This window comes from Tenacibaculum sp. Ill (assembly GCF_051938915.1).
Classification (GTDB): Bacteria; Bacteroidota; Bacteroidia; order Flavobacteriales; family Flavobacteriaceae; genus Polaribacter; species Polaribacter larymnensis.
In genome coordinates, this window is sequence record NZ_JBPSCW010000002.1 from 564,374 (window position 1) to 588,621 (window position 24,248).

The 24,248-nt window shown below is 31.7% G+C and carries 17 protein-coding genes; 9 read left to right on the forward strand and 8 right to left on the reverse strand.

Going from position 1 to position 24,248, the window contains the following annotated elements:
- Nucleotides 1–12: 12 nt before the first annotated feature.
- Nucleotides 13–2,613 (reverse strand): AsmA family protein, encoded by a 2,601-nt coding sequence (locus ACTPNM_RS02720; protein WP_440120520.1) that lies wholly within the window; start codon nt 2,611–2,613, stop codon nt 13–15.
- A gap of 119 nt (nt 2,614–2,732) precedes the next feature.
- Here ACTPNM_RS02720 and queG point away from each other — a divergent pair, with 119 nt between their 5' ends.
- Nucleotides 2,733–3,659 (forward strand): tRNA epoxyqueuosine(34) reductase QueG, encoded by a 927-nt coding sequence (gene queG / locus ACTPNM_RS02725; RefSeq protein ID WP_440120521.1) that lies wholly within the window; start codon nt 2,733–2,735, stop codon nt 3,657–3,659.
- A gap of 40 nt (nt 3,660–3,699) precedes the next feature.
- Here the strand turns inward: queG and ACTPNM_RS02730 are convergent, their stop codons facing one another.
- Together ACTPNM_RS02730 and ACTPNM_RS02735 are read right to left on the reverse strand one after the other, a co-directional pair.
- The gene (locus tag ACTPNM_RS02730; protein WP_274639007.1) at nt 3,700–4,341 is read right to left on the reverse strand and encodes a PAS domain-containing protein; all 642 of its coding nucleotides are present in this window, start codon (nt 4,339–4,341) and stop codon (nt 3,700–3,702) included.
- A gap of 324 nt (nt 4,342–4,665) precedes the next feature.
- Complete coding sequence (locus ACTPNM_RS02735; RefSeq protein WP_440120522.1) at nt 4,666–5,283, reverse strand: PAS domain-containing protein; 618 nt, start codon at nt 5,281–5,283, stop codon at nt 4,666–4,668.
- Nucleotides 5,284–5,418: 135 nt separating this feature from the next.
- Here ACTPNM_RS02735 and ACTPNM_RS02740 point away from each other — a divergent pair, with 135 nt between their 5' ends.
- From ACTPNM_RS02740 to ACTPNM_RS02775, 8 genes are all read left to right on the forward strand, one after another.
- Complete coding sequence (locus ACTPNM_RS02740; RefSeq protein WP_440120523.1) at nt 5,419–7,713, forward strand: NADP-dependent malic enzyme; 2,295 nt, start codon at nt 5,419–5,421, stop codon at nt 7,711–7,713.
- Nucleotides 7,714–7,776: 63 nt separating this feature from the next.
- Entirely contained in the window at nt 7,777–8,358 is a 582-nt protein-coding gene (gene ruvA / locus ACTPNM_RS02745) for a Holliday junction branch migration protein RuvA (protein WP_274639010.1), read from the forward strand.
- Nucleotides 8,359–8,379: 21 nt separating this feature from the next.
- Nucleotides 8,380–15,465: a cell surface protein SprA gene (gene sprA, locus ACTPNM_RS02750; RefSeq protein WP_440120524.1), complete on the forward strand. Its 7,086-nt coding sequence runs from the start codon at nt 8,380–8,382 to the stop codon at nt 15,463–15,465.
- Between the two features lie 26 nt (nt 15,466–15,491).
- Nucleotides 15,492–15,872, forward strand: a complete 381-nt coding sequence (gene gcvH, locus ACTPNM_RS02755) for a glycine cleavage system protein GcvH (protein WP_047787900.1) — start codon at nt 15,492–15,494, stop codon at nt 15,870–15,872.
- On the forward strand, nt 15,838–16,218 hold the full coding sequence (locus tag ACTPNM_RS02760; RefSeq protein WP_274639012.1) for a VanZ family protein: 381 nt from the start codon (nt 15,838–15,840) through the stop codon (nt 16,216–16,218). The genes gcvH and ACTPNM_RS02760 overlap by 35 nt, the downstream gene beginning before the upstream one ends.
- A 63-nt stretch (nt 16,219–16,281) precedes the next feature.
- Nucleotides 16,282–17,004: an energy transducer TonB gene (locus ACTPNM_RS02765; RefSeq protein ID WP_274639013.1), complete on the forward strand. Its 723-nt coding sequence runs from the start codon at nt 16,282–16,284 to the stop codon at nt 17,002–17,004.
- 103 nt (nt 17,005–17,107) lie between these two features.
- A complete protein-coding gene (locus ACTPNM_RS02770) occupies nt 17,108–17,851 on the forward strand; it encodes an energy transducer TonB (RefSeq protein WP_440120525.1) in 744 nt (247 codons plus the stop codon).
- Between the two features lie 49 nt (nt 17,852–17,900).
- Nucleotides 17,901–18,482, forward strand: a complete 582-nt coding sequence (locus tag ACTPNM_RS02775; RefSeq protein WP_440120526.1) for an acyltransferase — start codon at nt 17,901–17,903, stop codon at nt 18,480–18,482.
- 122 nt (nt 18,483–18,604) lie between these two features.
- Here the strand turns inward: ACTPNM_RS02775 and ACTPNM_RS02780 are convergent, their stop codons facing one another.
- Genes ACTPNM_RS02780 through ACTPNM_RS02800 form a run of 5 tightly spaced genes read right to left on the reverse strand, consistent with a single transcriptional unit; the run spans nt 18,605 to nt 24,247 of the window.
- The gene (locus ACTPNM_RS02780; RefSeq protein WP_440120527.1) at nt 18,605–19,927 is read right to left on the reverse strand and encodes a mannosyltransferase; all 1,323 of its coding nucleotides are present in this window, start codon (nt 19,925–19,927) and stop codon (nt 18,605–18,607) included.
- 30 nt (nt 19,928–19,957) lie between these two features.
- Complete coding sequence (locus ACTPNM_RS02785; RefSeq protein WP_440120528.1) at nt 19,958–21,448, reverse strand: cellulose synthase family protein; 1,491 nt, start codon at nt 21,446–21,448, stop codon at nt 19,958–19,960.
- Complete coding sequence (locus ACTPNM_RS02790; RefSeq protein WP_440120529.1) at nt 21,448–22,155, reverse strand: glycosyltransferase family 2 protein; 708 nt, start codon at nt 22,153–22,155, stop codon at nt 21,448–21,450. Before ACTPNM_RS02790 ends, ACTPNM_RS02785 begins: the two co-directional genes overlap by 1 nt.
- 3 nt (nt 22,156–22,158) lie before the next feature.
- Nucleotides 22,159–22,635 carry a toxin-antitoxin system YwqK family antitoxin gene (locus tag ACTPNM_RS02795; protein ID WP_440120530.1) on the reverse strand — a complete coding sequence of 159 codons (477 nt, stop codon included), beginning with the start codon at nt 22,633–22,635 and terminating at the stop codon, nt 22,159–22,161.
- Entirely contained in the window at nt 22,625–24,247 is a 1,623-nt protein-coding gene (locus ACTPNM_RS02800; protein WP_440120531.1) for a 4Fe-4S binding protein, read from the reverse strand. Before ACTPNM_RS02800 ends, ACTPNM_RS02795 begins: the two co-directional genes overlap by 11 nt.
- Between the last annotated feature and the right edge of the window lies 1 nt (nt 24,248).

The following is a 24,248-nucleotide window of genomic DNA, read 5'->3' on the forward strand; positions in this document are numbered from 1 at the left end:
TGTTACAAAAGACTATTTAACAGTGTCTTTTTGTTGTTTTTTCTTCTTTTTTCCGAATAAACCACCTAAAACATCCGTTACTTTTTTAACGGTTTCTTCCTTTTTGTTGGTTGTGCTAGTACTATCCTTCTTCTTATTCCCTAATAATCCACCTATAGCATTGTTAACCAGTTTGTCTTTTTGTTGCTGAACTAATTGCTGACTCAACTTAGTAACTGATGATGACAAATCTGTTTTTACAGAAGGGTTAGTCATGTTTCCAGCAATACTTGCGGTAACAGGAACAGTAATGTTTTGTTGGTCTTTAGCACTTAATTTAGAAAGTAGTCCTTGTGCTTCATTACCTAAATATTTTGCAGGGACATTCAACGTAACATTATAGTTCATTGTTTTATCAAAACCATGGCTACCACCAACAGTAATACCAATATCATTATATTTTAAATCAAATGGTTTTACCACCACTTTACCCTCTTTAAAAGACAGGTGTGTTTTAATATCAGATAAATCTAGTTTTGATAAATCCATAAAAGATAACTTATCATTTAATAAACTTAAAGCTTTCGTTTTTTGTGGATTGATACTGGTTGTTAATAATTCAGCAAGTGCTTTACCAGAAACAGAAGCTAAGTTAGGAGTAAAATCATCATTTAAACTCCCCGCTAAGTCAATGTCAGAATTTAATTTACCGTTCATAGCACCAGCAATAGGACTTATTGATTGTAATAACTCTAAACTAGTAAACGATTGTGCTATATCGAAAGATTTAATACCTAATTTCATATCGAAAGTAGGTTTCTTTTGTTGTGTGTTAACCTCTCCGTTTAAAGCAATTTGACCATTAAAAATACCAGCATTCATATTTTGTAATATGGCTTTTTCATCTTTTAAAAGAAGCGTACCTCTTACATTTTGTAGGGTTAAATTATCGTAATATACAGTTTTAGCGTTTGCAGAAACGGCACAGTCTAAAAATGCAGGAATCTTTAAAGATTCCGTTGGTGTATCTTTTTTGGAATCACTTTCTTCATTTTCAATAGCTTCAGGGTTTTCTTGCATAAAATCACTAACATAAAACTTGTTAGAATTTAACTTGAAGTTCCCTTGTAACTTTTTATCTGAAAGTAAAAACCCTAGTAAATTTTTAAGTGTTCCAGTAGCATTTAAATCACTTTTTCCAGTAGTGGCATCAAACTTTGTTAAACTAACGGTACCTGGTGTAAAGTTGACGATTGTATTTTTAATATGAAGAGGATTAACAACATCTTCTGAAGAAAAAACAAAGTCACTTACCTCCATTTTTCCGTTATTTTTTATACGACTTAAAGTATTGTTTTCAATAGCTTTCATGTCGAATTCTGTGCGTAAATCGGCTTTTAAAATCCCACTTAACTCATTTTCTAAATCAATAGGATACGCTTTGTTTATATTAGCTAGGTTTAAAACGCCTTTTAAACTAGCATTTATTTTAGGGTTGGTAGTTAGGTTATAAATATTTCCTTTTCCAGAAAAAGTATCTTGATCAACTTTAAAAGAAAGACCGTTAATAGTAACAAACGTATTTTCGGTTTTACCAGTAGTATTTTTTATTTGTGCGTCAATATTAATGTTTTGAACACTTTTAGGTAAATCAGGATATTTAAATGAAGCGTTATTTGACTTCATAGAAATATCTAACTTCGGAATGTGTTTATCGTCAATAATTCCATTTACTTTTCCGTTTACGCTGAAATTACCTGTGGTACTTACACCGGCAATACTTTTAGTGTAGGCTTCAGGAATTAACCCTAAGAAGTTTTTAAAGTCAGACGAAGGAGTCTTAAAGTTAATGTCAACTTCTTGGTTTTTTTCGTTTATTTGAACAAAACCATCAAATACCAACGGAAGGTTATTTAACTTAGCTTCATTTTTTAAGAAAGAAAACTTCATGTTAGTTAAGTCCATTCCCAAAATAGCATCTAACTCTATTTTTTGATTCTTAGCATAAGAATTACCGTCCATTCCAAAAGAAACTAAAGTGGATGTTTGTGTGTCTAGTTCTGTATTAGACTGAGAGAAATCACCACTTCCACTATGATTTAATTCGGTTAGCTCAAGGTTTAATTTGCTTTGCTCATCATTGTATTTTATCGTAGCATTGTTAATAGCGTATGAATTAATAGATAGCCCGAAAGTAGATGGTTCTTCATCTTTTGTGTCTTCTGTTTCAGAAGGTTTAGCAATATCATAATTGGCATTTCCTTTTTTATCAACTAATACATTTACTAAAGCATCATCAATAGTAAATGATTTGATGTTTAGCTGCTCAGATGAAGCCTTAAAAAGCTCTGTAAGTTTTAATGCTAAATTTACCTCTTTGGCATATACTAAAGTATCACCTTCAAAAGGAGCATTATTAATAACCGTTAGGTTAGATAATTGAACTGATGCATTTGGGAAATTTCTAAGTAAGCTTAAGCTAGAATCGCTAAAATCAACTTTGGCGTTTACGTTGTTGTTAATGGTAGTTTTTACCAAGTTCATCACTTTATCTTGAAATAGTAGGGGAATACTAACCAAAAGGATGAAGAAAAAAACTACAATACCTAATAATATCTTATATATCTTTTTCATTATGAATAAAGTTTGTCATGTAATACTAACGAACAAATTTCAACATTTATTTGTAAATAGAAAGTGAATAAAATTATAATTTTTCTTTTGGTAATTTTGCGCTGTTAAAAACACGTATTTTGAATAAGAAACAGCAATACTCAAATTTTATAAAAACACAAGCAAAACGTTTGGGTTTTTTAGGTTGTGGTATTGCAAAAGCTGACTTTTTAGAAGAAGAAGCACCTCGTTTAGAAAAATGGTTACAAAATGGGTATCATGGTGAAATGCATTATATGGAAAATCATTTTGATAAACGTTTAGACCCTCGTTTATTGGTTGATGGAGCAAAATCAGTAATTTCTTTGTCGTACAACTATTTTCCTTCGGAAGTTCAGGAAGAAGGAAGTTATAAGATTTCGAAATATGCTTACGGTCAAGATTATCATCATATTATAAAAGGAAAATTACGTGAATTGTTACAGTTAATAAATGATGAAATAGGAGAAGTCTCTGGTCGTTGTTTTGTAGACTCAGCACCTGTTTTGGAACGAGCATGGGCGCAAAAGTCAGGATTGGGTTGGAATGGAAAACATTCGTTGTTAATTCAAAAACAACAAGGGTCGTTTTTCTTTTTAGCTGAATTAATTATCGATTTAGAATTAGAATATGATAAACCTTTTAAGACAGACCATTGTGGTAGCTGTACTCGTTGTATTGATGCGTGTCCAACACAAGCTATTTTACCTAACAATACGGTTGATGGTAGTAAATGTATTTCGTACTTAACAATTGAGTTAAAAGATGCAATTCCGTCAGAATTTAAAGGAGAAATGCAAGATTGGATGTTTGGTTGTGATGTGTGTCAAGATGTTTGTCCGTGGAATCGTTTTTCACAACCACATGAAGAAAGTCTATTTTCACCTCAAGAAAACTTGTTACAAATGAATAAACGTGACTGGCAAGAATTAACACAAGAAACCTTTAGTAAAGTGTTCAAAAAATCGGCAGTTAAGCGTACTAAGTTTTCAGGATTATTAAGAAATATTGACTTTATAAAACAATAAAACCGCTTTTAAAAGCGGTTTTATTTATGTTTTTTGAAAATTATTTAGGGTTTGTTTCTCCGAAGAAGAACCAATTAAGTCCCTTTTTAATCATTCCGCTTTCTTTTGCAGGAGTTTCTTTCTTGTCAGCCTCTTTTGTGTCAGCACTTTCTCCTTCAAATAAGTTTACAACAAATTCATCATACGAAGAGTTAACTTCTTCTTGTAAATATGAATTAAAATATAATTCACTTGCCTTTTCACCTTTAATTTTTTCAATTTCTAATAACGTTTTGTATAAAGGCTCTATTTTTTTTACAACATTTTCAGGTAAAGATTTCCTTCTTCCTGTATACCCAGTTATTTTTCCGTTATCATCTTTTTCTACATCAAAGTCAGTAATAACCCAGTAGTATCTACCTGTTCTTGTTAAGTTTTTAACAATAGCATGGAAGTTGTTTCCTTGTTTAAGGTTGTCCCATAATACTTTAAAAACTACTTTAGGCATATCAGGATGCCTAATCACGTTGTGAGGTTCTCCAATAAGTTCTATTTTATTGTATTCCGAAGCTTCTTCAAAAGTATCGTTCATGTATAAAATAGTTCCAGCAGGGTCTGTTTTACTAATAATTGTTTTAGACTTGTCCCATTTTACTTCCTCATCTATAACTTTGGAAGGTCTTAGAGCATTGTTTGTGTGCATTTTTTTTGTTTTAATAGTTATTCGGGGTGGTTTACTTAAAAATAATCAGCAAATATAAGGTTTTTGGAGCAGGAGGATGTTTTGATTTAGGTTTTAGTTAGGTTAAAAGCTGTAAAAAAGAAGTAATTTTTATTTAATCTAAAATACTGGTTTTTAAGTGATTGTATTGTGTTGTTTTTTTGCTTAAAAATAATAGGATAGTGTTATTTTTTAAAAGAAAGTATCATGTAGACTTTTATTTTAAAATAAAATAGGGTTGAAACAAGTGTTTCAACCCTATTTAAAAGTTCTTTAAGAGGATTATTTAGGGGGAAATAATAAATTTTATGTTGGATTTGTTTCTCCAAAGAAGAACCAATTCAAACCTTTCTTTAAAGGATTTGTTTCGTTTTTAACTTTTTCAGCTTCTTCTTTAGAAAGTTCTTCGTTAAAAAGATCAACCACAAATTCATTATAAGTTTTACCAACTTCTTCTTTTAAGTAGGCATCAAAATACATTTCACTTGCTTTCTCTCCTTTTAGTTTTTCAATATCTAAAAGTGTTTTGTATATAGGCTCAATCTTTTTTACAACTCCATCTGGAACAGCTTTTCTTCTGGCTGTATATCCAACAATTTTACCATCTTCATCTTTATCAATAGTAAAATCGGTAATAACCCAGTAATATCTACCTGTTCTTGTTAGGTTTTTAACAATAGCATGGAAGTTTTCGCCTTTTTTAAGGGCATCCCACAATACTTTAAAAGCGACTTTAGGCATGTCTGGATGACGAATAATGTTATGAGGCTCACCAACTAACTCAATAGTACTATACTCACAGGTGTTAGAAAAAACATCGTTAGCATATAAAATAGTTCCATAAACATCGGTTTTACTTACAATAGTTTTTGTTTTGTCCCATTGTACTTCTTCGTCAATAATGTGTCTTTGTGTAGTTTCCATTTTTTATTTGGTTTAAGGTTAGAGCAAAATTCAGGAAATTTTTAAAGACGAAATATGACTTTTATCAGGTTACAAATTCTTTTTACTTCATAACAAAATGTATATTTGTAAGTTCAAACAAACAAGAACGAACCTATGAGAGATTCTAGAAAAAGGCATGAAGCACTACTTTATCATGCTAAGCCGAAGCCGGGAAAAATAGCAGTAGTACCTACCAAAAAATATGCAACTCAACACGATCTATCGTTAGCATATTCACCAGGAGTAGCAGAGCCTTGTTTAGAAATAGCTAAAGACAAAAACAACGTTTATAAATATACATCAAAAAGCAACTTAGTAGCTGTTATTTCAAATGGAACAGCGGTTTTAGGACTAGGAGATATTGGTCCTGAAGCATCTAAACCAGTAATGGAAGGTAAAGGACTGCTATTTAAAATTTTTGCGGATATTGATGTTTTTGATATTGAAGTAGATGCTACAGATGTAGATAAATTTGTAGAAACTGTTAAGGCTATAGCTCCAACTTTTGGAGGGATTAACTTAGAAGACATTAAAGCACCTGAAGCGTTTGAAATAGAGAGAAGATTAAAAGATGAGCTAGACATTCCTGTAATGCACGATGATCAACATGGTACAGCAATTATTTCTGCCGCAGCCTTAAAAAATGCATTAGAGATTAATGAAAAGGATATTAAGGATGTAAAAATTGTTGTTAATGGAGCAGGAGCCGCAGCAATTTCATGTACACGTTTATATCTAGCCTTAGGAGCGAGTCGTGAAAACGTAATTATGTGTGATAGTAAAGGTGTTATCAGAAAAGATAGAGATAACCTAACATCGCAAAAAGCAGAATTTGCTACAGATCAAGACGTGAATACTTTAGAAGAAGCGATGTTAAACGCTGATGTGTTTATTGGTTTGTCAAAAGGAAATGTGGTATCTCCTGAGATGTTGTTATCAATGGCGAAAAATCCTATTGTCTTTGCAATGGCTAATCCAGAACCAGAAATTGAATACGATTTAGCAATTGCGACAAGAGACGATATTATAATGGCAACGGGAAGGTCAGACCATCCTAACCAAGTGAATAATGTATTAGGTTTTCCTTTTATTTTCCGTGGAGCGTTAGATGTTCGTGCTAAGAAGATTAATGAAGAAATGAAAATGGCAGCGGTACATGCATTAGCAGATTTAGCGAAGCAATCTGTACCAGAGCAAGTAAATATTGTATACGATGAAGTAAGCCTTTCTTTTGGAAAAGAATATATTATTCCAAAACCGTTTGATCCAAGATTAATCTATGAAATTCCTCCAGCAATTGCAAAAGCAGCGATGGAATCAGGTGTGGCTCAAGAACCAATTGATGACTGGGATAAGTACCGTGAAGAGTTGATGGATCGTTCAGGAACAGGAAGTAAAGAAGTACGATTACTACACAATAGAGCTAAAAAGAACCCTAAGAGGTTAGTGTTTGCTGAAGCAGATCATTTAGATGTATTAAAAGCAGCACAGAGAGTGTATGAAGAAAAAATTGGAAAACCGATTTTATTAGGAAGAAGAGAAATTATTTTAGAGTTGAAAACGGAGTTAGGATTTGATGCTGATGTACCGATTATTGATCCTAAAACTGATGAAGAGGAAGAAAGAAGAAACCGATATGCTGAAATATTTTGGAAATCAAGGCAGCGTAAAGGGGTTACCTTTTTAGAAGCTCAAAAATGGATGCGTGAACGTAATTATTTTGCGGCAATGATGGTTAATTCTGGTGAGGCAGATGCGTTAATTACAGGATATTCAAGACCATACCCATCTGTAGTGAAACCAATGTTAGAATTGATTGAAAAAGATCAAGGAGTAACAAGGGTTGCGGCAACAAACATGATGTTAACAAAGCAGGGACCTATGTTCTTAGCAGATACCACAATTAATATTAATCCAACGGCAAAAGATTTAGCTAAAATTACACAGTTAACATCTGTATTAGCTAAAATGTTTGGAATGAAACCAAATGTTGCAATGTTAGGGTTTTCAAATTTTGGATCATCAAAAGCCGAAAGTTCAACTAAGATTAGAGAAGCAGTTTCTTACATTCACCGCCATTATCCTAATGTTGTGGTAGATGGGGAGTTGCAAGCAGATTTTGCTTTGAATCCAGAATTATTAGCAAAAGAATTTCCATTCTCTAAATTAAATGGAAAAAGAGCAAATGTGCTAATTTTCCCTAATTTAGAGTCAGCCAACATAACTTATAAGTTAATGAAAGCTGTTGATGAAGTAGAAACTATAGGGCCTATTTTATTAGGAATGAGCAAGCCAGTACACATCTTGCAATTGGGGGCAAGTGTAGATGAAATGGTAAATATGGCTGCAGTAGCAGTTGTAGATGCTCAAAACAAGGAAATGAAAGCTAAAAACAAAGTTTCTCAATAGGTTAAGAGAAATTTTTTTAAAAGATAATTTTGTCTATTTTAGACAAATAGAAAAAATAGCTGGATGATAACACAAATAAGGGGAAAACTTGTGGAAAAAAATCCTACATACGCTGTTGTAGATTGCAATGGAGTAGGATACTTAATGCATATTTCTTTAAACACATATTCATCATTACCAAACGATGAATATGTGTTGTTGTATACACACTTATCTATTAGAGAAGATGCTCATACTTTATATGGGTTTTCAACAAAAATTGAACGAGAAGTTTTTAGGTTATTAACCTCCGTTTCAGGTGTAGGTCCAAGTACTGCACGAACAATGCTTTCTTCAATGACTTCACAAGAAGTCTCGCAAGCAATAGCTTCTGAAAATGTAAAACTGATTCAAACAGTTAAAGGTATTGGAGCTAAAACTGCACAACGAGTTATTGTTGATTTAAAAGATAAGGTATTAAAAACCTTTGACGTTGACGAAGTTTCTGTGGTACAGAACAATACAAATAAAGAAGAAGCGTTATCTGCTTTAGAGGTTCTTGGGTTTGCAAGAAAGCAAGCTGACAAGGTAATAGGGAATATATTAAAAGAAACACCTGATGCAAGTGTTGAAAAACTTATAAAACAGGCGTTAAAAAACTTATAAAAAAGGTTGGAAAAAGCAGTTATGAATAGATTACTTACGGTGCTTACTGTTTTAGTAAGTGTTGTTTCGTTTTCGCAAAATACTCAAAAAGATAGCACTAACGCTGTTAAAAAAGATACTGTAACTCCCCTTAAATACAATTTTAAATACAATCAAAACGGAACACTTTACTTAAATAACCCTACTCAAAAAGTAGTTACTTATGACAAGACGTTAAATAAATTTATGATTGTTGAAAAAATAGGAGACTACTATGTAGGTACACCTATTTTTATGACTCCTAAAGAGTATAATGAGTACCGTTTAAAAAATGATTTAAAAGATTACTTCAAAGAAAAAGTAGATGCTACCAATCCTAAAAAGAAAGGAAACGAAGCAGCACGTAAAAATTTATTACCTAAATACTATGTAAACTCTAAGTTTTTTGAATCCGTTTTTGGAGGTAACACTGTTGAGGTAAACCCAACAGGACAGATTAATATTAAACTTGGAGGAGTATATCAAAATAATGAAAACCCTCAAATTTCTGTAGAGAATCAAAGTAGTTTTACATTTGATTTTGATCAACAAATTAGTGCAAGCTTACAGGCTAAAGTAGGTAAACGATTAACAGTAACAGCAAACTATGATACTCAATCAACTTTTGACTTTCAAAATATTATAAAGCTAGAATATACTCCTACTGAAGATGATATTATTAGAAATATAGAGGCGGGTAATATTAGTATGCCAATTAAAAACTCGCTTATTAATGGAGCACAATCGTTATTTGGGGTAAAAACAGAATTACAGTTCGGTAAAACATATGTAACTGCTGCTTTTTCGCAACAAAATTCACAATCTAAAACAGTAGTTGCAGAAGGCGGAGCAACTATCGAGCCTTTTGAATTACGAGCTTCAGATTATGATAATGATCGACACTTCTTTTTATCACAATACTTTAGAGAAAATTATAAAGAGGCTTTAGAGAATTATCCATTAATTAATAGCCCTATAAATATAACGAGAGTTGAAGTTTGGGTAACTAATAGAAACCAAAATGTAAGCGATTACCGTAGTATTGTAGCTCTTGCCGATTTAGGAGAATCAGAAGATGCAAATGAGGTAAATCCAGCTGAAATAACAACAACACCAGGAGCCATATCTGTTAACTCTGAAATTATACCATATAATGGAGTGAATAACTTAAGCTCATTATTAGCAGCAAATTCAGGAGGAATTAGGGATGTTGCAACAATTGATGCCGCTATTAATGGTATTGGAGTGCCAGCACAACAAGGGTTTAACTACACATATTTGCAAAACGCTCGTAGATTACAGCCTAACGAGTTTAAATTACACTCACAATTAGGTTTTATCTCTTTAAACAGAAGGTTAAACGATGGAGAAGTTTTAGCGGTAGCTTTTGAGTATACTGTAGTTGGAGCTTCTAATGGAGAAACAGTATTTAAAGTAGGAGAGTTTTCAAACGATGGAGTTGTAGCACCAGCAAATATTGCAGTTAAGTTATTAAGAAGTGAAATATTAAATACAACAAGGCCAGGAGACGATACAGAAGCTTTTCCAACTTGGAGGCTGATGATGAAAAACGTATACGCTTTAGGGGCTTTTCCATTACAGCGCGATGGATTTCGTTTTGAGTTATTGTATCGTGATGACGAAACTGGTACGTTACAAAATACTCTGCAAAAAGCACAAACACCGGGGGTAACAGACAAGCCATTATTACGTATTTTAAACTTAGATAAATTAGACCAAAGTGAATATGCAGTTCCCAATGGAGATGGTTTCTTTGATTATGTTGAGGGAATTACAGTAAATTCTGAAAGAGGTTATATTCTATTTCCAGAGCCAGAGCCATTTGGTAATGATTTAAAAGATGAACTTACCAATCCAGCAGATCAAGATAAATATGTGTTTGAAGAGTTGTATTTAACTACAAAAATTCAAGCAAAAAATGAGTATCAGAATTTAGATAAATTCTTCTTAAAAGGATATTTTAAATCAGAAACCAGTAGAGGTATCTCTCTTGGAGCTTTTAATGTACCTAGAGGTTCGGTGAGAGTTACTGCTGGAGGAAGACAATTGGTTGAAGGGATAGATTATGTGGTAGATTATCAGTTAGGTCGTGTACAAATTTTAGACCCAGGTTTAGAAGCTTCAGGAATTCCAATCAATGCATCTGTAGAAAACAATACATTTTTTAACCAGCAGCGAAAAACATTTATAGGAATAGATGTTGAACACCGTTTTTCTGAAGATTTTATTTTAGGTGGAACTTTTTTAAATGTTAGTGAAAAACCAATTACGCCAAAAGTTAATTTGGGAGGAGAACCTATAGATAATATCATGTTAGGTTTGAACTTAGATTACTCTTCGGAAGTACCTTATTTAACAAAACTAGCAAATAAACTACCTTTCGTTGAAACTGAAGCTCCGTCGAATGTTTCGGTTAGAGCGGATATGGCTTATTTATTACCAGGATCTCCTAGTGGAATTAATGTAGATGGTACTGCAACTTCGTATTTAGATGATTTTGAAGCTTCACAAATCCCCATCAATTTAAATTCACCACAACAATGGTTTTTGGCAAGTACACCAGAATCACAAGGGTTTGATGGAGGAACATTTGGTTTAGAATACAATTACAAAAGAGGAAAATTAGCTTGGTATAATATTGATCAACTATTTTATGGTAGTGGAAATAGACCAGATAATATTGATGAAAATGAATTGTCTAGAGATGAGGTACGTCAAATTCGCTATAATGAATTATTCCCGAATACAGATCTTGATATTACGCAGCAAAATTTAGTTAGAACCTTAGATTTAGCTTATTACCCAGCAGAAAGAGGTCCGTATAACTATAATGAGAATGCAAATACTGTTACAGCAGAGGAGCGTTGGGGAGGTATTATGCGATCGTTAACTACAAACAATTTTGAACAAGCAAATGTTGAGTATATCCAGTTTTGGTTAATGGATCCGTATGAAAATTACTCAATTACAACTGAAGAAGGTCTACCGGCTGGAATTAATCCAAATGATCCAACAAACCAAGTAGGTAAATTATTCATTAATTTAGGTAATGTTTCTGAAGATATATTAAAAGATGGTAGAAAGCAGTACGAAAACGGACTACCTGCTGATGGACAAAAGGCAGACGGAGGTAACATTCAAACATCTATTTGGGGAGATACACCTATAAACCCTTCTATTTTGTATGCTTTTGACTCTAGTAATGATGCAAGAACAAATCAAGATATTGGTTTAGATGGATTAAACGATGAGGAGGAAAGAGCAAAGTACCCTGCATTTGCAGGATTAGATGACCCTGCTGGAGATAACTTCCAGTTTTTCAGAGGTGGAGCTATTGAAAGTACCAACCCATCAGTTTTATCTAGATATAAAAACTTTAACGGAACTGAAGGTAACTCACCCACAGCAAGTCAATCAGGAGAATCTTATCCGACGTCATCTACCACTTACCCAGATACAGAAGATATTAATAAGGATCAAACAATGAATCCTGTAAATAGTTACTTTGAGTATGAGGTTTCTTTAAATAAAACAGATTTAGTATTAGGACAAAATCATATTATTGATGTTAAAACACAAAATGTAACACTTTTAAACGGAGCAACAAGAAGCACTAAATGGTATCAATTTAGAATACCAGTTAGGAATGTTACTGATGCTCAGAAAATTAATGGAATTACAGATTTTAATAGTATCCGTTTTATACGAATGTTTTTAACACAATTCAAAATGCCAGTAGTATTACGTTTTGGAGAATTAGAATTGGTAAGAGGAGACTGGAGACGTTACACAAAAACATTACCAGATACAAGTATTCCTTCTGAGGATTTAGACGCAGATGAATTAAACAAGTTTGAGGTAGGTGTAGTAAGTATTGAGCAAAATCAAGATCGTTATAAGCTACCACCAGGAATTCAAAGAGAACGTTTACAAGGAACAAATAGAATTCAACGTCAAAATGAGCAATCAGTAACTTTAAAGGTAACTGACTTAGAAGCAGATGAGGTTAGAACGATTTATAAAAATATTAGTATTGATATGCGTAGGTATAAAAAACTACGTATGTTTTTACATGCTGAAAACCAAAATAGTGCAACAGGAGCTAATGATGATGAAATGGTTGCTATTATACGTTTAGGTACAGATTTAAACGATAATTATTACCAAGTAGAAAAACCATTAAAAATATCTACATCAAATACATCATCTTTAGATGTTTGGCCTAAAGAAAATAATTTAGATATTCCGTTAGAAGAATTAGCTAACTTAAAAATTGAAAGACCTACGGGTAGTAACCTTACTGATGTGTATTCGTCAACAAGTTCTAATGGGTTAAAAATCTCTGTAAGAGGTAATCCAACATTAGCACAAGTAAGAACTGTAATGTTAGGGGTGAAAAATACTGTAGCAGATGATAAAACTGTTGAAGTTTGGTTTAATGAATTACGTGCTGTTGGTTTTGATAATAAAGGAGGATGGGCAGCTGTGGTAAATGCAGATGCTAATATGGCCGATGTGATGGATGTGTCTTTAGCAGGAAGAATGTCAACCATAGGTTTTGGTAATGTAGAAGATCGTGTACAACAAAGAAGCATTGAAGAAATAAAACAATATAGCGTAGCTACAAATATTCAGTTAGGTAAAATGATGCCTAAAAAATGGAACATGCAAGTGCCGATGAATTACAGCTATGGAGAAGAATTTAGAGATCCAAAATACGATCCACAATTCCAAGACGTAGAATTAGAAGATGCAATTGATAAAAACCCAAATAGTAAAAATGCTCAAGATTATACAAGAAGAAAAAGCATTAGTTTTATCAATGTAAAAAAGAATAGAAATCCAGAAAGTAAGAAGAAACCTAAATTTTATGATGTAGAGAATTTCTCTGCTTCGTATGCGCATAGTGAAGAGTTTCATAAAGATTATAATATTGAAAGCTATGTAAATAAAAATGTAATGGCTGGGGCTAGTTATAATTTTACATTCGTTCCTTTTAATATAGAACCATTTAAAAAATCAGAAGGATTTAAAAATAGATACTTACAATTTATAAGAGATCTAAACTTTAATCCGGTACCAAAAACAATAGCACTAAACTCAAGAATTAACAGAAACTACAATAGTCAACAATCTAGAAATCTAATTATTGACCCTGTAAACCCTTTACCTGCACAGCCAGAGTTAATCCAACGAAGATTTTTATTTAATTGGGATTATACAATTGGTTTTGATTTAACTAAATCGCTACAATTAAACTTTAATGCAACAAACAATTATATATATGATAGTTTTGGTGAAGATGAACAATTAGAAGTTTACGATCAATTTTTCAGTATAGGAAGACCCGATAATTATCATCAGAAGTTAAACGCAACTTATAAGCTACCACTAGATAAGTTCCCGTTCTTGAATTTTATCAATGCAGATTATGGTTATACCGCTGATTTTGATTGGAAAGCAGGATCGCAAAGTTATATTGAGCAAGTTGGTAACATGATTCAAAATGCCAACACACATAACTTAAATACAAATATAGATTTCGGACGTTTTTATAAAATTGTAGGTGTAGATAAACTATTGTTAAAAGGAACTAAAAAACAACCTACTCAAAAAGGAACAGCTACATTAGGAGGAAGTCAAGTAGCCCAAAAAGCAAAACTTAAAAAGAAAGCTACTTTTGGACAGAAATTAGGAAAGGGAGTATATGATGTGTTAACTTCTGTAAAAAGAGCAAAGATTAGTTATTCTCAAAACAACGGAACGTTATTACAAGGATATAAACCTTCAGTAGGGTTCTTAGGAAGAAATGGCTTTGATGGAGGTTTAGCTCCAACATTAGGATTTGTATTTGGTAGTCAAACCGACATTTTAAATACGGCTATAGAGAATGGATGGTTGATTACTAGAAATGCTGGAGATGAATATTATAGTAAGAATTACTCAAAAACGAGATATAAAAAGCTAGATTATAATGTATCTGTAAAACCATTTAGAGATTTAACTATTGATTTACGCGGGAATAGAATTCAGACTAGTAATTTAACGCAACAGTTAGATGTAGTTTCAAATGGTAGCGGAGGTTTTGAACAAGACCCAAATATTAAACCTTTTGAAACTGGTAATTATAGTATTAGTCATTTTATGTTAGGAACTATTTTTACCGATAATGAAGCGTTGTATCAAAATTTCTTAGATTATAGAAGGACAATTTCAGATAGAATAGCTACTGAAAGAGGAATAGCAGCAAACGATTCTGATCGAAACAATAATAATCCTGGGTTTAAGGAAAATGGACAACAAGCAATGTTACCAGCATTTATTGCAGCATATTCAGGAAATAGTCCAAATTCAGTAAGTACAGGAATCTTTAAAAACATACCAATTCCTAACTGGACACTACGTTATAATGGATTTATGAAGTATAAGTGGTTTAAGAAAAACTTTACTTCGTTTACCTTATCGCATGGCTATAAATCTTCGTATACAATAGGTAGTTATACCAATAATTTACAGTACGATTCAAATACACCAACAAATACAAATACTTCTGGTAATTATCAATCAGAACTCTTAATTTCGTCGGCAACTTTAATTGATGAGTTTTCACCATTAATAAAAGTTGATTTTAGAATGAAAAATTCAGTTTCATTCAAAGGAGAGATAAGAAGAGACAGATCTTTAACATTAAATTTTAACAACAATACTTTAACAGATATTAAAGGAACAGAATATGTTTTAGGATTTGGATATAAGATTAGAGATGTTAAATTTGTCACCAGATTTACAGGAAAGAAAGAAACCTTAAAAGGAGATATAAATTTAAGAGCTGATATTTCGTTAAGAGACAATTTAACGTTGATAAGAAGTGTAGATGAAGAGAATAGTCAGATTACAGGAGGTGAGAAATTATTTGGATTAAAATTTATTGCCGACTATAATTTAAGTAGCAACTTAACAGCATCTTTTTATTATAATCACCAAACGTTTGAATACGCAGTTTCTACAACTTTCCCAAGACAATCTATTAATGCAGGAATTAATTTAGTATACAACTTAGGAAATTAAAACAAACACAATAAAAAATCATTACAATGAACATTCCATCAGAATTAAAGTACACCAAAGACCATGAGTGGGTTAAAGTAGAAAACGGTGTAGCAACTATTGGTATTACTGATTTTGCACAAGGAGAGTTAGGAGATATCGTATACGTTGATGTTGATACATTAGATGAGGAATTAGATGCTGAAGAAGTTTTCGGTTCTGTAGAAGCAGTAAAAACAGTTTCAGACCTTTTTATGCCTTTATCAGGAGAAGTAGTAGAGTTTAATGAAGCGTTAGAAGATGAACCAGAATTAGTAAATTCAGATCCTTATGGAAATGGATGGATGATAAAGGTAAAATTATCAGACGATTCACAAGTAGCAGACTTATTAAGTGCTGAAGCATATCAAGAACTTATTAAAGGATAAACTAATAATTATAATAGCAATACTAATAACCATAAGTATTGCTATTATTAGTTTAATCAAACTAGGAAAGGCTCCTATACAAATTAACCATATAGATAAGTTAGAACATGCCTTCGCTTATTTTGTGTTAAGTTTAGTATGGTTGCTAGCTTCAAGAACAACAAAAATTAATAAATATATAATTGTTTTTTGTTGTTTTTTTTACGGCATAATTATTGAGGTTTTACAAGGTACAACCACGTCATATAGATCAGGAGAGATTTTAGATATAGTGGCAAATACGACTGGTATTTTAATAGCTTTCATAGTTTACAATTCTTTTTTTAAGAAAAATAAAGCTATTTAAAGATTAAGCTTGTAAAAGTTGAAATAAATTAATTAAATTAGCGAACTATTAAAAACATTTAGGATGGAAATCAAGAAAAATCCAAAATCAAACTTAGAAAACTATAGTAAACTATTTATGCAAATAGGTTTGGTTTTAGCTTTATTTGTAACGTATGTTGCTATTGAGAATAAGACATATGATAAAGAGTATGGAGAGTTAGGTATGGCTAACATGGCTTCTGATATTGAAGAGGAAACTATCGAACTTCAAATTGAGCCACCAAAACCAAAACCAAATACACCTCCACCACCAGCTCCTGAAAAAATTGAAGTAGTAGAAGACGAGGAAGAGATTGAAGAAACTATTATTGAATCAACTGAAACTGATGAATCTGAAGCTGTAGAGGTAGAAGATATTCAAGAAGTAGAAGAAGTAGAAGAGGTAGTAGAAGATGTACCATTCGCTATTATTGAGGAAGTTCCTGTATTTCCAGGCTGTAGTGGAACAAAGGCTCAAAAGAAAGCATGTTTAAACAAAAAGTTACAGAAGCATATTCAACGTAACTTTAATGCAGAACTTGCTAATGAGTTAGGTTTATCTCCAGGAAAGAAAAGAATCTATGTTCAATTTAAAATTGATAAAGATGGTTCTATCACAAACGTAATGGCTAGAGCTCCGCATCCAAGATTAAAGAAGGAAGCAGAAAGAGTTGCTAGAAAGATACCAAAAATGAAACCTGGTAGACAAAGAGGTAGAGCAGTAAGAGTAGGTTATACTTTACCAATTACATTTAATGTAGAGTAGTAATAGCTTTAATAAAATATAAAAAAGGCAATCCATATGGATTGCCTTTTTTATTGGCACGTTTCTTGTTTTTAACATAGTATTAACATAAAAATTTAATACTATGAAAACACCTAAGAAACATGCTAAAAAGCAATTAGAAAAATTCTCAACTATTTTTACACAGTTAGGTTTGGTGCTAACTTTGTTTGTAGTTTTTCTTGTTTTAGAACATGAAACAGCCAAAGACATTGCAATAGTTGAACCTACGAATGCAAAAGTTTATGAGAAAGTTTACACTTTTGACACTCCCGTTATTGTAAAAAGAGAAGTAAAAGAAATAGAAAAGCCAAAGCAAGAGCGCGTAATTAAAGAAGTATTTAAACAAGAAGTGGTAGATAATAATACGGAAAACACCACTGTAATAGATTTACCTGTAGATAATGGTTCTATAGATGTTGCAACACTAACTCAGGTAAAAGAAGAAGAGGTAGTTGATAAAGACGATGATCCAGTTTCAATTAATAATGTTCAAAATACACCTGTTTTTAAAGGATGTGAAGGACTATCAGAAGAAGAAAATATAAAGTGCTTTGAAAGAAAAATACAACAGCATATACAACGTAATTTTAATTCTGAATTAGCACAAGAAGTAGGATTAAACTCAGGAAAGCATAAAATAATAACTCAATTTATTATTGATAAAAAAGGAGATGTAGTTGATGTTAAAATTAGAGCTCCACATTATAAATTAAAAAAAGAAACTGATAGGGTTGTAAATAAAATACCAAAATTTATTCCAGGTAAACAGAATAATAAAGAAGTAAAAGTAAAATATACCTTGCCTATTACTTTTAGGGTAGAATAAAAATTAAAAACTCAACCAACTGGTTGAGTTTTTTTTATTTTTGTTATATATGGATACAGACAAAACGTTTTTTGCACACGAAACAGCAGTTATTGATGACGGTTGTAAAATTGGAAATGGAACAAAAATATGGCACTTTAGCCATATTATGCCTAATTGTATTATTGGAAACAACTGTAATATTGGACAAAATGTTGTGGTGTCACCAAAAGCTGTTTTAGGAAATAATGTTAAGGTTCAAAATAATGTTTCCATATATACAGGAGTAACATGCGAAGACGATGTTTTTTTAGGACCCTCTATGGTTTTTACAAATGTAATTAATCCACGTAGCGCAATAAAAAGACAGGATCAGTATTTAGAAACAATTGTTAAAAAAGGCGCAAGTATAGGAGCAAATGCAACAATTGTGTGCGGTAATAATATTGGAGAGTATGCTTTTATAGGGGCAGGAGCTGTGGTAACTAAAGAAGTGCAACCCTACGCTTTAGTTGTAGGAAATCCATCGAAACAGATAGGGTGGATTAGCGAATACGGACATCGTTTAACTTTTGATAAAGATGGTTTGGCTATATGTCCAGAAAGTGGAGAAAAATACATGTTGGAGGACAATGAGTTAAGAAAACTTTAAGGTAAAGTTTTAAAAAAGTAAAAAAAATAAAAAAAACATTTGTGAAAAGAAAAATCTTATTTATATTTGAACAGTGGTTTTAAAACCACTTTCTTTTTCTTTTTCATAGCAATTTTTCCCACTCAATTTTGAGTGGGTTTTCTTTTTATAAAAACTTCCCAAATAAAGTAAGTATACAGAATTAGATACTCCAAAGTAATTAACCAAAGATTTTCTTTCCATGGAGAGTTAGCATATGCTTGATAACTCAATATAATTACTAAACTCCATAAAACAGTATAACGATATTGGGTAAACACCGATAAAATTAAAAGAGTTGCTATATACCAAGGGTGCATTGTTGTTGTTAAAAAATAGTAGAATGATAAAGCAAATAGCATGCTTACAATTAACTGTTTTACAGACTTGTTTTTTTTTAAAAAAGTAAGAATCAATAAAAAGAAAATAGTAACAATAGGTATAATCTTACCAATAATAGCTATTTCATTATAGCCTCTAAATAAATAACCAATTTCTCTCGCTAAGTAGTAAAAACTAGCATTAAACTCAAAATTTCTGAACCATAAGCCAACAGAGTTCATGTAGTTTGAAACTAATTCAGAAGAATAAAATGGAAGAAAAAGTAAAATGACTGTAAAAATTACAGTTACGTAGAAGGATACTAATTTTTTGAAACCTCTAAGGAATGAGAAATCATTCTTTACAAACCATTGAAAATATAAGGGTAAAAAGAGTAAAGGAATTAATTTAACTGAAATAGAACAAGCTAGTAATATAGCTGCTGAAAACCATTTTTGTTGCTGTAACTTATAAATGCTCCAAACCAAAAAAAATAACATTACAGGTTCAAAATGTAAGTTTCCAGTAAGTTCAATTATCACAAAAGGATTTAAAATATATAGAAAAATGTTTTTAACAGGTAACTGTAGCCTTTCTAAAATTTTTTTTCCGAAGTATAAAATACCTATATCAGCTAAAATAATCAATACTCTCATTACAACAACACTTCCAATAATGCTATTTTTAGCCAAAAGAGCAGCTATTAAAAAACAAAGTTGATTAATTGGAGGGTAGTTGGTATAATGACTACCATTCAAAGCCCCCATTCCTCCATATAACTCCTTAGCTTGGTTTATGGGATAGCTGTTTTGTTCAATAAATGTTTGAGGCAAGGATAAATAAGGGTTTAACCCTTCTAAAATCATACGACCATCCCAGATAAAGCGATAGAAATCTTGTGATAAATTAGGGATAGCAAAAAAGAAAGCCAATCGAAATAAAACAGCAATACCAGCTAAATGTACAAAGGATAACTGCTTATTTTGTAAAAGACCAAAATAACAAGTAAATAAGGCAACCCATATAAAAAGTAACTTATTAAACTCAGTACGTTCAATTGTATAAGCAAATAAAAAATAAAGTACTACACTAACAAATGTTAGCATAATTGAGCTATATTTTTTTAAAAAAGACATCTAAGCTTTTGAGAAAATCGATTTAAAAAAGACGTATCCAAAGCCAACAAATAACATCAGGTGAAAAGGGAATAAACCAAAATCTCCACCTTGATCACCAACTATAAAAGCACTATACATACCAAAAGCAAAGTATAAAGCTAACAAACCTTCTATAATTACATGTAAAGAAGGTCTTTTACGAATGTATTTATTGTTTTTCCAACTATCTTTTAAAGATTTGATATTGAATTTTGGTGTTCTTACAAATTCACTTTTTTTACCTAAATGACCTTCCAATACAGCAATCGTATTGTGTAAAGAGAAGCCCATAGCAATAGAGAAAAAAGCAAAAAAGGCACCAATATATTTAATAAAATTCCAAAAGCCGCCACCATAAGTTCTTTTATACATAAACCAGTAACAGATAAAGAAAATAAAGGTACTTACAATGAAAAAACTCATTACTAAAAAGTAAATTTTTAAATGAGCGTATTCATTTTTAATATATAGCATAGGTATACTTAAAACAGCAACTAAAAATATGCAAGTAAACATAGAGCTATTTAGTAAGTGTAGCGTTCCATGAAGTTTTGTTTTAAAAGGAATAGTAGAACTTGTAATAATCCTTTTTAACATTTTCTGAAAATTCTCTGCCCCACCTTTGTTCCACCTAAACTGTTGAGAGCGAGCAGCACTAATAACTACAGGTAATTCAGCAGGAGTAACTACATTCTCTAAATATTTAAACTTCCAGTTTTTTAATTGAGCTCGGTAGCTTAAATCTAAATCTTCTGTTAATGTATCACCTTCCCAATTTCCAGCATCGTAAATACATTCTTTACGCCAAATACCCGCAGTACCATTAAAATTGATAAAATGTCCTTGACTATTTCTACCTACTTGCTCCAATGTAAAATGTGCATCTAAAGCAAAGGCCTGAATTTTTGTTAAGGTTGAATAGTTTCTATTAATGTGTCCCCAACGAGTTTGTACTACCCCTATTTCAGGATCTTTAAAATATGGAACGGTTTCCAGTAACCAATTTTCTTTAGGTAAAAAGTCAGCATCAAAAATAGCAATGAACTCACCTTTAGCCGTTTTAAGTCCTTCTTTTAGAGCACCAGCTTTGAACCCTTGACGATTTTCACGTCGAATATGTTGAATGTCTAAACCTGTTTTTTGAAGCTCTTTAATTTGTGCAGCTGTACTCTCAACTGATTCATCAGTAGAATCATCTAATACTTGAATTTCTAACCTTTCTTGTGGATAATCTAACTTGGCAATGTTGTTTAATAAACGCTCCATTACATAAAGTTCATTATAAACAGGTAACTGTATTGTTACATACGGAACTTTGTTAATGTCAGATACATCTAATGTAGGGATATTTTGCTTTTTTTTCTGAGCTTTTAAATAATTGATAAGTAGATTTAACTGTGCTATAGCGTATAGCAGTATAAGTATTAGTGATATAGTGTATAGCGTAATTATTATGTATTCTAAGACCATTATTTAAAGCTATATTTAAAGATCCAACCTAAAATTTTTATGCCGGCTAATATACTACCTTTTACAGTTCCTGAAACCTTTGAAACGCCAATTCTATTTCTATATTTCATTGGAATTTCTGTATAAGATAATTTTTGTTTTAAAGCCTTTAATTGCATCTCTACTGTCCAACCATACGTTTTATCTTCCATGTTTAAAGCAAGTAATTTATCGTACTTAATGGCTCTAAAAGGACCTAAATCTGTAAAAGTTGCACCAAAAAATAATTTCATTAAAAAGGTTGCTAGCCAATTACCAAAAACTTGTTGAGGAGTCATAGAACCCTTTTCACGTAGTCGTTGTACACGAGCACCAATTACAAAATCAATATCATCATTTATTATTGGAGCTATAAGTTCGGTAAGTTGTTCAGGGTAATCAGAATAATCACCATCTAAAAAAACAATAATATCAGGTTTGTTGTTTGGGTTTTTTATAGAAGATGAAGCTATGTACTCCATTCCTTTTAAGCAAGCGTAACCATAGCCTTTTCTGTCTTCAGTAAGTACAGTAGCTCCTGCATTTTTAGCATTAACTTCAGTGTTATCTGTTGAATTGTTACTAATAACAATTACCTCGTTTACCAAAGAGGGAATATCATTAATTACATGTACAATTGAATCTTGTTCGTTATATGCGGGGATGATAACTTTTATAAGTGGATTCATTTATTATTTTAAGTCGTTGAGATTATTTTCTTCTGCAAAAGAAGACAAATTATTCCATTCTTTTAACTTTACTCCTTCTTTAAACTTTACAGCTTTTGTTAATTTATGTTTCTTGTATAATAAACAGTATCCGTTTTTTTTATTGTTTTTGATTTGACACTTTTGATAAGTGTTTTCTTTTTTACTATAAAAAATCCACCATTTGCTTTGAATACCATTAACAAAGTGCCCTTCCTTTTCTCTAGAAGAATTTTCACGATAAAAGTACCAGTATTTTACAGGAAGATTACTTTTAAATCTACCTTCTTTTTTTATGTTTCCATTTTTATAATAGAAGATCCAATAATCGGTTTTCTGATTGTTTTCAAGCCAACCTTCTTTCTTTAATGTTCCGTTTTCATAGAATGATTTATGATATATTTTCTGTCCTACTAAAGAGAAAGTAACAAAAAAGCATACTATGAAAACATTATTTTTCATTCACTAATTTCATTAAATCTACATCGTTACCTAATAAAATTTCTGTTGGATTAATACGCCCTTTTTCTGGACCATTTTCTAGCTTTAAAACTCCACGAGGACATACTGCTGAACAAATTCCGCATCCAACACAACTTGCACGAACAATATTTTCTCCTTTTTGGGCGTATGCACGCACATCAATACCTTGCTCACAATACGTAGAACAATTTCCGCAAGAAATACATTGTCCACCGTTAGTAGTAATTCTGAAACGAGATTTAAAACGTTGAACAATTCCTAAATAAGCGGCCAACGGACAACCAAAACGACACCAAACACGATTTCCAAAAATTGGATAAAACCCAGTACCAATAACTCCTGCAAACCAAGCGCCTATTAAAAAGCTATAGGTGTCTTTAATCCATTGAGAGTTGATTCCAAGGAAAGATTGTGCTCCAGTAAAGTAACAGTATAAGGTCACAATGGTCATTACTAAAGAAAATACCAAAACACTATGTATTAACCAACGTTCTAGCTTCCATGCATTCAAACTTTTGTTAGAGTGCTGGCGGTATGGGTCACCCAAAGTTTCTGCTAAACCACCACAACCGCAAACCCAAGAGCAATACCATCTTTTTCCGAAGAAATATACCATTACAGGAACAATGATAAGTGTAAGTACAATACCCCAAACTAAAATAAATAAACCAATAGCTCCGCTGTTTCTTAAACTATCTAAATTCCATTCAAAAAAGAAGTCATAATCTAACGGAAAAGCATTTTTAAAATCATACCCTGGCATATTTAAACTTGTCATTATTTCTGGAATAAGGAAGGCAAATACAATTTGAAAGAATAATACAGAAGTTGTTCTAATAACTTGATATTTATTGTGTCTGTATTTTATATACATTCTTACTCCCATGGTAAGCATAATTACACAGTATAAAAAACCATATACGAACCACTGACTTGCTTCTCCACCGTTTAAAAACTTACTAATAGGATCTAATATAAAGGTCCAGTTAACAACATAGTCAGGAAAAAAATAAAGTAATAAGTAAAATACTACCAGATAAATTAAAACTAACCAAGCTATCCAACCACGGTTTGTGCTTGCTTCTAAATAAATGCCGTTGTTTTTTATTCCTTTAGGCCCTAATAAAATGAAATTAGGAAGTATAAATAATAGCGCCCCGAAAATACCTAAACCAAAAGTGAGTAACCATAACAAGCCAGAGTTGTTTTTAACAAAACCATTACCTGATTTTTTAGCTAATTCATAACTTAACGTATGAGGTTTACCATAAATTAAATATTGGTATTGTTCACCTTTTTTATCCCAATTCTTTTCAGCATCGTATTTAGCAATTAGAGTATTGTAATGATTGTTAGATGCTTCGTAAGCATTTCTAACTCGGCTAGAAAACTCAAAAATATTTAAGCTTTGATCGGTAACGATAGCTTTACTAAGTTCATCTTTTATAATTTCACTTTTATACCCTTTTTCAGTAATGAATGAGTCTAATTTTGATTGACTTAAACTAAAAGAGCCTGTAAAAATTACTCCTGAAAAAATGATTAACCCTATTAAGAATAGAAGTAAACCTGTTTGTTTTATTATTTTCATC

Coding starts and splice junctions, on each gene's coding strand:
- gcvH (WP_047787900.1), top strand. CDS start 15,492: ATGAACATTCCATCAGAATTAAAGTACACCAAAGACCATGAGTGGGTT.
- ACTPNM_RS02730 (WP_274639007.1), bottom strand. CDS start 4,341: ATGCACACAAACAATGCTCTAAGACCTTCCAAAGTTATAGATGAGGAA.
- sprA (WP_440120524.1), top strand. CDS start 8,380: ATGAATAGATTACTTACGGTGCTTACTGTTTTAGTAAGTGTTGTTTCG.
- ACTPNM_RS02785 (WP_440120528.1), bottom strand. CDS start 21,448: ATGGTCTTAGAATACATAATAATTACGCTATACACTATATCACTAATA.
- ruvA (WP_274639010.1), top strand. CDS start 7,777: ATGATAACACAAATAAGGGGAAAACTTGTGGAAAAAAATCCTACATAC.
- ACTPNM_RS02720 (WP_440120520.1), bottom strand. CDS start 2,613: ATGAAAAAGATATATAAGATATTATTAGGTATTGTAGTTTTTTTCTTC.
- ACTPNM_RS02775 (WP_440120526.1), top strand. CDS start 17,901: ATGGATACAGACAAAACGTTTTTTGCACACGAAACAGCAGTTATTGAT.
- ACTPNM_RS02770 (WP_440120525.1), top strand. CDS start 17,108: ATGAAAACACCTAAGAAACATGCTAAAAAGCAATTAGAAAAATTCTCA.
- ACTPNM_RS02765 (WP_274639013.1), top strand. CDS start 16,282: ATGGAAATCAAGAAAAATCCAAAATCAAACTTAGAAAACTATAGTAAA.
- ACTPNM_RS02795 (WP_440120530.1), bottom strand. CDS start 22,635: ATGAAAAATAATGTTTTCATAGTATGCTTTTTTGTTACTTTCTCTTTA.
- ACTPNM_RS02800 (WP_440120531.1), bottom strand. CDS start 24,247: ATGAAAATAATAAAACAAACAGGTTTACTTCTATTCTTAATAGGGTTA.
- ACTPNM_RS02780 (WP_440120527.1), bottom strand. CDS start 19,927: ATGCTAACATTTGTTAGTGTAGTACTTTATTTTTTATTTGCTTATACA.
- ACTPNM_RS02740 (WP_440120523.1), top strand. CDS start 5,419: ATGAGAGATTCTAGAAAAAGGCATGAAGCACTACTTTATCATGCTAAG.
- ACTPNM_RS02790 (WP_440120529.1), bottom strand. CDS start 22,155: ATGAATCCACTTATAAAAGTTATCATCCCCGCATATAACGAACAAGAT.
- ACTPNM_RS02735 (WP_440120522.1), bottom strand. CDS start 5,283: ATGGAAACTACACAAAGACACATTATTGACGAAGAAGTACAATGGGAC.